Raw genomic sequence first — 10,066 nt, 5'->3', positions numbered from 1 at the left:
CGATGAAGCGGCATGTCTTGGTGACTGGGGCGAGCATCGCGGGGCCCACGCTGGCCTGGTGGCTCACCCGCTTTGGCATGAGCGTCACGGTGGTCGAACGCGCACCTGAGTTCCGCGACGGTGGGCAGAACATTGACGTCCGTGGCGCGGGCCGGGAGGTGATCCGGCGCATGGGGCTCGAGGATGAGGTGCGGCAGCGGTCAACGGGTGAGGTGGCGATCGCTTTCGTGGACGAGGAGAACAGGGTCAAGGCCGAGTTCGACGCGGCGCAGTTCGGTGGCAACGGACCGACCGCGGAGCTTGAGATCCTCCGCGGCGAGCTTGCGCGGTTGCTCGTTGAGCACAGCCACGACCGCGCTGAATATATCTTCGGCGATCGCATCACCGTGCTGGACGACAAGGGCGACAGGGTCGAAGTCACGTTCGACAAGGGCGGCACCCGCCGCTTCGACCTCGTCATCGCCGCCGAGGGAATCGGCTCGTCGACGCGAAAGCTGGCGTTCGGAGACGCGGTGAAACGCCGACCGCTCGACCTCTATACGGCCTACTTCACAATCCCGAAGGGCTCAAACGACGGGAAGGTCGCCCGCTGGTTCAACGCGCCGGGAGGGCGCAGCGTCTTCTTGCGCCCAGACCATGTCGGCACCACGCGCGCCCTTCTGGGGCTGCAAGAGAAGCCCGTGGGCTACGAGGATCTGTCCCGCGACGAGCAGAAGGCGATGCTGAAGGAGAAGTTCGCCGACGCGGGCTGGGAAACACCGCGCGTACTCGCCGGCCTCGACGATGCGAGGGACTTCTACTTCGAGGCGATTGGCCAGGTGAAGATGGATCGGTGGTCCATCGGCCGCGTCGTCCTGACCGGCGATGCTGCCTGGTGCGCCTCCCCCATTAGCGGCATGGGGACCAGCTTGGCCCTTGTCGGTGCCTATGTGCTCGCCGGCGAGCTTGGCCGACACGAGGATCATGCCGAAGCCTTCGCCGCCTACGAGCGGATCATGCGGCCCTACGTGGATCAGGCGCAGGACGTGCCCAAGCTCGGCCCGCGCATTGCCCAGCCGCAGACTCGCACCGGTATCGCGCTTCAGCAGGCCGCGCTCAGCCTCGCGACAAAACCCGGCTTGAGCAGGCTTGCGGGCAAGCTGCTATCGCCGCCCGCAGACAGGATCCACCTTCCTGACTACGGGCATGATGCGATCATGCAGAGTGCCCTGGAGGGGATGGTGCCGTAGGCGCTGGAACGTCCCCGTGAGGCGTGCTCAGAGGCCGAGCTTCTTCCGCCACTGGGCCGACCCGTCCTCCATCTGCTGGGCGTACAAGGCCACGTGAGCATCAGAAAAATGGGAGGCCGGTTGAAGGTGAGGGCTGGGGCGCAGGGGCCGAGGAGGGCCGCGGACGGAAGCCGCCCGAGCTGTGTGCCAGGCCCGTGGAGGGGGCCGAGCACCCCCATAGGGCACACTGCTGCCCAGGCCCCCCTCCCATCAGGGCGCGGCAAGAGCCTGAGCTGGGCCTGTGGGTTGTCTTGAGCGCCTCAACACCACGCTGCCTGGGGTGGCCCTCGCGCCGGGGCTCGCCTCGCACCTGCTGTGGCCAGGCCCAGGTGCTTCACAATCGCGCGCACCCCTCGTGCTCCCTTCACGGCCCGCCAACACCCTTAAGCCTGCCTCCACACCTCACGCAGGCCAACACGTCGAAGTCCAACGTCCTCCTCAGCTACTCGGCAAAAGTCCTCTCGCGGCCTCCTCTGCTTCATCCGCTCCGTTCTGCCCGCTGCCTCCTTCCCCTCTCTCGCCTCCTCCTCTCCTGCTTGGGGGAGCACACGCCTTTCGAGGAATCGCGAGTGAATCCGGGCACTTCGAGTCCACGGGGGAATCCCCGGCAGTCCCACCTGTCCCTCCGAGTCCCCTCCAATCCTGGAGACATTTTGGAGACAGAACCAGGGGCGCACGGTGCTCCAGGGAGGTTCGTGGGAGCACAGGTGTAGCTGGGGAGGGGCAGGTGGAGGAGCGCTGGTGGGCGTACCGGAGGAGGCAGCCGGAGGGGCCGGTGCTGTACGAGGCGGTGAGGGACAACCTCACCACGCTGCTAGCGGAGGCGAACGAGGTGGGAAGAGGCCTGCCCCGGTATATGGAGCGGGACTTCGCCGGGTACCTGGAGTGCGGGGTGCTGGCGCACGGCTTCGCACGGCTTAGCGGGAACGAGGTGCCGCCCGGCTACTGAGTTCCAGTGTCACCCACCGCGCCCACCAGAAACTTCCGCCCCTGCTCGCCTGCGCCCAGAATCCGGGCCACGCCACACCTAGAGCACGGCTTCAGTCCGTGCCCGTGCTGTCTGACCGACCCGGGCCATGTCCAACACGAACCCCAAGTCTCCCTTCCAGCCACGCACCGAAGCACGCATCCTGCTGCCCAAGGAGCTCACCGAAGATCAGCTCAAGGCGGGGACGCGTGCCACCGGCTTCCTCCGCGAGTTAGCCGAGGCGCCCTTCTCCCCCGCCAAGGGCAGCAGGGCCCACGGTTATCTGCCTCTCATCGAGAAGAAGCGCCTCAACCCCACGGTCCTCATTGATGGGCGCCGGGGCTCTGGGAAGTCCGCCCTGCTCGTCACCTTGTTGAACCTTTACAACAAGGCCGCGACGAACAAGGTGAAGACTCTGCGCGACTTCCGGCCCGAATCCTGGGACATCGAGCCGGGCTACCCCATCGTGCCAGTGGGTCTGGTCGACCTCGAGCCCCTGCCCGAGACCACCAACCTGCTTCTCCACCTCGTCGGGCACCTGGAGCGGGTGGTCGCCGCGCTGGAGGGTGGGGAGGACGTGGCGCTCCCCTCCTCGTCGGCGCCATGGCAAGGGGAAGAGGCTCAGGAGAAGCCCTCGCGCAAGAAGTGGCGGGAGTTCGTCCGCGTCACGACCCTGGGCTGGGATGGACCGGACATCCGAAAGACTCGGCTCGACCCCGAGGCCTATGCGCTGGAGGCCGAGCATGGGGAGCGGCATCGGATGCGGATGGCCGGAGCCTTCCGGGACTTCCTCGACGCGCTCGCGGATGACTATCGACGCTGGCGCCGCTGGGACAAGGGCCACTACCCCCTCTTTCTGCTCGCCATTGATGACGCGGACATGAACCCGCGAAGGACGCCGGAGTTGCTGTCGCTGGTGCGCAAGATCCATCACCCGCGACTGGCCTTCCTCATGACCGGCGATAGTACGCTCTTCGAGGACTCGCTCCTGCTCGACCTCTCGCGTAGGGAGAGGATCCCCGAGCAGTCGCTACCCCAAACCCTCAGGAACCTTCCCAGGGCCATCTACGACAAGGTCATTCCGCCGCCACAGCGGTGTGAGCTGCCTCCCATCTCGGTGCGCCGGAGGCTCTCCTTCCCTCGCAGCGAGCCTATTCAGGAGCAGTTGAAGCAGTTCAAGATGCCAGGAGGTACAGGCCTCCTCGACTCCAAGCTGCTCCTGGAGGGGTCTCTCGGCCTCGCGCAGGTCCTCCCCGACAGGCTCCGGGACCTGGTGTCCTTGAAGTCCACACTGAATGAGCTCCTCACCAGCAGCGGGACAGAATTTCCCCGAACCGCCCGCGCCCTCATGAAGCTCTGGGAGCTTGCTGTCGAAGCTTCGGAGCGCAGTGGCTCCGACAGGGCATTGCTCCGCAACCTCATCTGGTTGGAGGAGACCGAGACGGGGGAAGCAGCCCTCCACGTCGACGCTCAGAAGTTCAACACCGAATTGGAAACCCAGTTCCTGCCCTGGTCCATCGGTGAGGACTTCTTGATCTCCCTGGGCTACCCGACGCGCCTAAGGATGTACATGCCGGAGTGGAACCCTGAGACACGCGGCATTGATGAAATGGCCTGGCTGTCCGATGGACTCGTGGTGGCATATGGACTCGCGAACGACTTTGCCCGCACCGCCGCTCCTCACGGCCACTCCACGGGTCCCACCATCAGCAGCCGAGAAGTGGAACGTGCGCTCACCCGTATCCGGTGGAAGCGCATCCCTACCAAAGAGCCGGAATCTCGCGAGACACTGTTCTCCGCCTTCCCTGCGATGTCCTCGCTCGTTGCCCGCACTCAATCCTCGGGATCGGAAGCGCGCATCGACGATCTGGCTGCGGCCTTCATGGTGCATTGGCCCTTGCCGGACTGGGGAACGCACCAGGAGCTGACCCAATTCATACAGGCCTGGCGCCAGGAACTGGAAGACGCGCCCACTCCGACCTCATGGCCCGCCCCCCCCACCCACCGCCCGGATGACTTCGCGTGGCTGTTCTTGCGACTCGCCATCCACGTCTCGCGTCGCCAGCCTGTCGAGAGCGTTCATCTGGGTGAGAAGCAGAGTTGGACTTGGCTGGAGCGAGAACTTGGAGCGCTTCGGGAGATGACGGGCACTGCTCGCGACAACGCCATATCCACGTGGGTGCAACACCTCGGACTGCTCGCTGCCCCGGAAAGCGGCCTTTCGCTCCTCTTCAGCGATGGACTGATCAACTGCCTGGAGGGGATCTTCAGCGCGAGCTGGAACGACATCACGAATGGATTGCGCTGGGAGCGACGCAGGCGCCTGCAGGAGGCCTTGTCCCAGACACCTTTGTACAACTCATCCACCATCGGTCCTGGCGAACTGGAGACCCTGCTCCGCAAGCTTGACGATGCCTTCGAGACACACCCCTTCATCCAGCGCATCCAGAGAGAATTCCGCGCTCCGAGCGGACTACGGGAACCCGAAGTCCACAACCTGCTCAAGGAACTCCGCTCCGTTCGAACTCCCTTCGCATCCCTTGCGACCTACTTCACGAATTTCCGACAGGGCCTGCTCGCGCTCAGTCCGCTCTGGCTGTTGAAGACTCTAAGCGAGAAGGTCCGGCTCGCACCCAAGCCCCCAGAGGCAGCGCAGGTCCTGTCCTTGCTCTGGAAGACCTGGACCCACGAGAGGGATAGGCGCGACCTCGAGCCCAAGCTCCAGCTCCGCGAGGGCCGGGTGGTCCTGCAAGAGACCCCGTTCATTGAGCGCTTCCGTAAGAGTGTGGACGAGTCCTTCACGAAAGCGCGATGGCGCGACTCCGCCATCACCGAGAATCTCTACCTGGCTTTCACCCAGGTTCGTCAAACAGGAGCCGGCTTGGTTGCGGGCGTTCCCAATGACGCCGAGCCTTTTTTGCGTGTGGCCCATGACCTCGCCATGGAGCAACCCGACGCCGCCGCGTCCCCCTCTCCAGCTCCCCGCTGGTGGCACCTGCTCAAGGGCTCCTGGAAAAAGAGTGAGTTCTGGGTCTTCCCCACCATCGCATGGCGGACGCTGTGGGAGTGGGAGGTACTCGAAGAGAGCTGGCTGTCGGGACATGCGCAGCCGAACATGAACCGGGAACTCCCTGTCTCGGATCAGCTCGTGCCACGCGCCCTGTGGCTGATCGAAGGCTCCCTCATGTGCTTCCACCGTGCGTATCTGGCCCCCCCCATCAGCGAACCCTTCTCCCAAGACCGCTGGGTGCAGCAGGTGGAGTCGCTCCACACGCTGCTCAAGGCCCTTCCCACACAAGAGCCCCGGACGAAGGAACTCCGGGACTGGGCCGCGCGACTCCCCCTGCTCGCCGCGCCCGAGTCTGGCTTGCCCGTCACGTTTGCCGACCTCATCCTCACCCAGTGGGACCGGAACTTCGGCATCGACACGCAGGCACTGCAGGCACACCGGCTCGCTCGGCTGACGGACTCTGGGCACTCACCAGAGCATGCTCGGCAGATGCTCAACGAGATTGATGCTGCGTTCCAGGAGCCTCGGCACCCCTGGCTCGTGCATATGGGCTTGGCCAACTCGGAGAAGTGACATGGGTCGGGACGGGCGCTACCAGCGGCTCGTGGCGGAGGCCGAGGCCTGGCCTCTCGCCTCGCTGTCCGCCCATGCTCACCGAACGCTCCAACTGGGACACGCCGCCGCGGGAGTCCTCGATGGGCCAACCCAGAAGCTGGCCTCGGACCTGGAGGCACACCTGCGCACTCGCTCGGAGGGGCTCTCCCTGGAGGCGCTCCGGGCCCTGCGCGAGCACTCATGGTTCGCGGTGGAGCCCGGAAGCCCTCCGATTGCATCGGGGCTCTCCCTCGCCGAGTACCTTCGCCGCCTCGCGGAGCGGTATCTGGCGAGCGATGGTCATCATCCTCAGTTGAGGCCCGATCCCGCCGGTGACGGCATCACACGGGCTGAACGCGCCGCCCACTGGCGGTGGCTCTCCCTCCGCGTCCCTGCGGATCTACTCATTGCCGGCCTCCACGCGCCGAGCGAGGACGAGCCCTCCGGGGACGAGGTGCATCTGCCCACCTCCCACCTGCGCGATGTGCTCGGCCGGCCTGTCTCCGAAACCCACCTCCATGGAGGTGCCGCCTACTCCTTTCCCACCCTCTGGAGCGTCTGGATGGGGTGGTTCCGCGACGCCTGGCCCGAAAAGCTGCGGCCCAAGGACACGTATCCCTTTGGCGACGCGATGGGCTTTGCATCCAAGCTCCTCGCGGCGGCCATCGCCCGACTCTTCCTCGCGGCCTTCTTGCGCGCACGCGAACTCCATGGAGAGCGCGGAGACCTGCGCGCCTTCCTGGCGAGCACAGGGCCCCGGCTTGCCCGCCTCGCTTCCTGGCCCTCTGGCGCCGCCGCGCTCCAGCGTGAGTACTCGCACGCCCTCGATTACCTCCAGCGCCCCTCCGGCCGCAGGCAGGATCCTTCGCCGTCGCCCGGCGTCCTCCAGCGGGTCTACCGAGCGCTGACGGGCGCGCCTCCCACTGGCTCGCGCCGGGAGGCCCGCGATTCCTCACTGTCGGCCCTCTTCGCGCAGGATCCGCTCCATGCCTGGCTGCCCTCCATCGAGGGGCGTCCCTTCACCGAGACGCGCTTCACCACCCGCGCGCTTCGCTATCTGCTGCGAGAGGGCCAAGAAGACTCAGGCTTCGCACTCCTCTTCTGGCAGTACCAGCGCGTCCGCTGTCAGGCCCATGCCTTTCTCATCGAAGAGCCGGGGACAGCGGGGCTCGACTGGTTCCAGGTCCACTTCAACCGGCTCTCCGCCCTGCGGGGGCCCCTGGAAGAGCACCTCGCCGAGAGTGCTCTGCGGCACACGCGCCGAGGACTGCACCTCGGCTCCCTCGAAATGCGCGCGACGCCCGAGCCGGACTGGGTCTCCATCCGTGACCAAGCGCGCAACCTCGCCCAGGCCCACATGGCGGCTCCGGAGCGCCCGGAGAGCGCCCTGCTCTTCCACTTCATCAAGGAGCGGGAACTCTCCCAGGGCCGTGGCGGGCACGCACGCCTCCACGCGGATCCTTCCGGTAACAGCTCCGGCTTCCGCTTCGGCGATTGGTTCCTGGGCCGACGAAGGCAGGCCCTGGCCATCCGCACCGCGCTCAGTCATCACCCCGAGTTGCTGCTCGTCGTTCGAGGGTTGGATGTCGCCAGCGCCGAGCTCGCCACGCCCACCTGGGTCACCGTACCGCTCCTGCAACAGGTCCGGCGTCAGTCCCGGACGACAGCCTCGCGCCTGCGCCGGCTCGCCCCCCAATGGGAGGCGACGGAACTCCACATCACCTACCACGCGGGAGAGGAGTTCCGCCGGCTCGTGGAGGGCCTGCGTCGGATCCACGAGCTGCTCGAGTCCGAAATCCTCCAGACCGGGGACCGCATCGGACATGGGCTCGCACTCGGCCCGGACGCCCCACGGCTGGCCGAGCTGCACCCCGTCGCTGTCCAGCCCGCGGAAGAGCGCCTGGACGATCTGCTTTGGGAGCTGGATCGCTATGGCCAGGGCCAGCTGCCCACCCAGCCCGCGCGAGTCGAACGCGTGCGCAGCGAAGCCACCGCCCTCGCGCGCGAGTTGCTGGGCCTCTCGCGCGTCGAGCTCGACCTCCTTCTCCTCGCCAGACGCTATCGCCATGACACTCAGGTGCTGGAGTACCTGCGTTTCCCCGACGAGCCCGAGCCCAGGGCCCGGATGGATCGCGTCCTGCGCCTCGTCTGGCAGCACCTGACGGATGCAGGCGTGTTCCGCCGGGGCCAGCGCCTCGTCGAGGTGCATAACCACCCCGCCGAGACCGCCATGGCTGCGGAGGCGCAGGCCTGGCTGCGGTCCCTGCTGCGTGAGCGGGAGATCACTGTCGAGTCGAACCCCTCCAGCAACCTGCTCGTCCTGAACATGCTCGGGCTGGAGCACCACCCCGCGATGGCGCTGGGGCCGCACCTGCCCGTGGCACATGAAGCAGCCCCAGCCGCTCGCCCTCCCGAGGCCCCTCCTCCGCTGCTCGTCTCCATCAACTCGGATGACCCGGTGACCTTCGCCACCTCGCTGGCGGACGAGTATGCCCACCTCTACTTCGCCCTGATGCGGAGAGGCCTGTCCGCCCACGAAGCGCTGCGGTGGCTCGACCAGCTCCGAGAAAACGGCTGGCGCTCCCGCTTTACCCTCGCCGCCAGCACCCGCCCCGACGTACTGCGGCAACTCTTGCCTCCCAGATCGAAGCTCCGGCCGATAGAAGGACTGCAGCCCCCTCCGCGGTAGTGCTTCGAACTCAGGCTTGGGGGGAGCATCAGAAAAATGGGAGGCCGGTTGAAGGAGAGGGCTGGAGCGCAGGGGCCGAGGAGGGCCGCGGACGGGAGCCGCCCGAGCTGTGTGCCAGGCCCGTGGAGGGGGCCGAGCACCCCATAGGGCACACTGCTGCCCAGGCCCCCCTCCCATCAGGGCGCGGCAAGAGCCTGAGCTGGGCCTGTGGGTTGTCTTGAGCGCCTCAACACCACGCTGCCTGGGGTGGCCCTCGCGCCGGGGCTCGCCTCGCACCTGCTGTGGCCAGGCCCAGGTGCTTCACAATCGCGCGCACCCCTCGTGCTCCCTTCACGGCCCGCCAACACCCTTAAGCCTGCCTCCACACCTCACGCAGGCCAACACGTCGAAGTCCAACGTCCTCCTCAGCTACTCGGCAAAAGTCCTCTCGCGGCCTCCTCTGCTTCATCCGCTCCGTTCTCCACCAGCTGCAGCACCCGGTGCCGCACCCCCTTCAGCAACTTCTCCACCTCTGCTTGCGTGGGCGGCGGCAACGGCTCGAAGCGCACGCCGCCCTCTCACGGCACGAAGACGCCGTCCGGTACCAGCGAGTGGAAATGAGGAGTCACCTGCAAGGCGGAGCCGAAGAACGGGATGAACGACACGGCCCCAACCTGCCCGCCACGTAGGCTCTGCCGCCGTGCCCTCCGCCGCAGCAGGGCGTGCCCCGCGCGCAGGAAAACGGTGAGGACGTCCGAGAGGGGCCCCACGTCCTTGAGCAGCACCCACCGCACCCGATGCGGAAAGGACCGCGTCCACTGCCGGTAGGGCACATGCGGCAGCACCCGCTCCACCAGATGCACTGCCGTCACATGCGCCCGCTTCGCGTTGCAGGAGGGGTACACCCCTCGTCCCTTGCACCAGAAGGCGACGAGAAACTCGTCCTTGCCACTCTCGCAGCGCACCCGCGCGAAGCCGTGCGCCAGCACTCCGCACTCCAGGTACCGGGCTTACGTCCCGCTCCACGTACCGGGGCAGGCCGCGCCCCACCTCGCTCGCCTCTTCCAGCAGCGTGGCCAGGTTATCCCTCACCGCCTCGTACAGCACCGTCCCCTCCGGCTGCCTCCGCCGGTACGCCCACCCGCGCTCCTCCACCCGCTCCTCCCCTGCCACACCTTGCCAGGGCACACGCTCCTGTCCGCCTCCCACGGGGTTCTCGTGAGCCCTGGGAGACCGGGGAACTCAGGCCGCTTGCCTCCAAGCAGATTGCCCCTGTTGGGCCGCATGTGCCCCCAGTGTGCCCGTCAGCTGCCGGTGTGGCAGGAGGAGCCCGTTGTCCTGGGGGGAGAACACGGAGCATGTCGTCATGGTGGAGGCCGAAGCGTTGCTCATGGCGGTCCTGTAATCTCTGTTGTGCTCCTGACGCGCGGGAGCCATGACCAAGAGGCTCCATATTCCGCGGTAACCGTTCACCGGGAGGGACTTGGTTGGGGAGAGAGCAGCCGGAGTAGAACCCTATTGAGCAGGTAGGCCGTGCCGTGTTCTACCTGCTGAGTGAG

The 10,066-nt window shown here is 66.7% G+C and carries 5 protein-coding genes; 4 read left to right on the top strand and 1 reads right to left on the bottom strand.

The annotated features are described in order from the left end of the window. The 4 genes from DB31_RS43990 to DB31_RS43975 form a co-directional block, all read left to right on the top strand. A partial coding sequence (locus DB31_RS43990) for an FAD-dependent monooxygenase (protein WP_044199998.1) occupies positions 1-1,229 on the top strand: 1,229 nt, incomplete at its 5' end. Positions 1,230-1,995: 766 nt separating this feature from the next. Next, the gene (locus DB31_RS43985) at positions 1,996-2,217 is read left to right on the top strand and encodes a hypothetical protein (RefSeq protein ID WP_044199995.1); all 222 of its coding nucleotides are present in this window, start codon (positions 1,996-1,998) and stop codon (positions 2,215-2,217) included. Positions 2,218-2,344: 127 nt separating this feature from the next. Further along, a complete protein-coding gene (locus tag DB31_RS43980; RefSeq protein ID WP_044199992.1) occupies positions 2,345-5,818 on the top strand; it encodes a hypothetical protein in 3,474 nt (1,157 codons plus the stop codon). Position 5,819: 1 nt separating this feature from the next. After that, positions 5,820-8,528, top strand: a complete 2,709-nt coding sequence (locus DB31_RS43975; RefSeq protein WP_044199990.1) for an amidohydrolase family protein — start codon at positions 5,820-5,822, stop codon at positions 8,526-8,528. A 557-nt stretch (positions 8,529-9,085) separates the two neighbouring features. Here DB31_RS43975 and DB31_RS43970 read toward each other — a convergent pair. Further along, entirely contained in the window at positions 9,086-9,496 is a 411-nt protein-coding gene (locus DB31_RS43970) for a transposase zinc-binding domain-containing protein (protein ID WP_052420726.1), read from the bottom strand. Positions 9,497-10,066 lie beyond the last annotated feature (570 nt).

It is taken from the genome of Hyalangium minutum, assembly GCF_000737315.1.
In the GTDB taxonomy this organism is placed as follows: domain Bacteria; phylum Myxococcota; class Myxococcia; order Myxococcales; family Myxococcaceae; genus Hyalangium; species Hyalangium minutum.
Note: the sequence above shows the minus strand (reverse complement) of the source record. Positions and strands in the feature narration are given on the sequence as shown.

Bases quoted from the DNA above. Each gene is read 5' to 3' on its own strand.
- DB31_RS43980 (WP_044199992.1), top strand. From the start codon at position 2,345: ATGTCCAACACGAACCCCAAGTCTCCCTTCCAGCCACGCACCGAAGCA.
- DB31_RS43975 (WP_044199990.1), top strand. From the start codon at position 5,820: ATGGGTCGGGACGGGCGCTACCAGCGGCTCGTGGCGGAGGCCGAGGCC.